The organism is Oleiphilus sp. HI0086 (assembly GCF_001635225.1).
Genome location: NZ_LWFZ01000823.1, coordinates 1 through 1,040, shown reverse-complemented (window position 1 = coordinate 1,040; position 1,040 = coordinate 1). Strand labels below are relative to the sequence as shown.

Below are 1,040 nucleotides of genomic sequence, written 5' to 3'. Positions count from 1 at the left end.
CCATTTGCTTAAGCACGCCGTCGCCGTTTTCATCTGCCGTACAAAAGTCATCTGCCAAAACAACTGCAAAAGCATCATCGCCAACCAAACCTCGACCGCTATAGATTGCGTGGCCAAGACCTTTCATTTGATGCTGTGGTGTAAATGAAAAGGTGTTATTTTCCATTAAATTCCGAATGGAATCGAGCTGAGCCTCTTTTCCTGAACCTTTAATTTCATTTTCTAGTTCGTAGCTAATATCAAAGTGATCTGCAATGGCTCGTTTGCCTCTACCTGTGACAAAACCCATTCGGTTCATGCCTGCCTGGTGCGCTTCCTCAACGCCATATTGCACAAGGGGTTTATTTACGAGGGGTAGCATTTCTTTAGGCATTGCTTTTGTTGCGGGTAAGAAACGGGTTCCGTAGCCTGCAACTGGGAATAGGCAGTTTTTGATCATAGTATTGTCCATAATGGTAACTATTGGCCGATGTCTTCAACGCACGCCAACAATAAGTTCATATATCTGTTAGAAGCTTAAGTCTATATTATTGATCTTAAAGCTTTATGACAATTATAGCGGAAGTATCGAGTTGTAAAAATAAAGTTTGGCATAAATATTGTTTCCATATACTTCACTTTAGCGCCTCTTGGTCTTTACTGCTATATTGTGAAGACGATGATTAATAAGTCTAAAAATATTGATGCAGGATAGGCACAGGATATGAGCCAGAATTATGATGAACTAACTTTGTTATCTGTTCGTTCCGCCTTTGACCATTTGCAGTCAACAATTAACCGCGCTTTGCAGAGAATAGAGCGGCAAGCACAGCTGAATAACTCCCAGGTTTTTTCTGCTATAAAGGAGCGTCGTAAGTTAGCAAAAGTGCTAATGTTGGATAAGCGAATTATTCATTTGTATAAGTCCATGTCTTCACAGCCCACACTAAAAATAAAAGATAGTGAGAGCTTGGTCCACTGTGAAATCAGCTCTACGGTAGTTATTCACGAAGGTGATGAGAAAAAAATCCAATTTACGCTAAATGATAATACCTACACGC

2 protein-coding genes are annotated in these 1,040 nt (G+C 40.2%); one reads left to right on the top strand and one right to left on the bottom strand.

All coding sequences use genetic code 11. The features are described from left to right. On the bottom strand, window positions 1–439 hold a 439-nt coding region (locus A3756_RS14730; RefSeq protein ID WP_255376519.1), incomplete at its 3' end, for a sugar phosphate nucleotidyltransferase. A 264-nt stretch (window positions 440–703) separates the two neighbouring features. Between A3756_RS14730 and A3756_RS14725 the strand changes: the two genes are divergently transcribed. Next, on the top strand, window positions 704–1,040 hold a 337-nt coding region (locus A3756_RS14725; RefSeq protein WP_156490493.1), incomplete at its 3' end, for a hypothetical protein.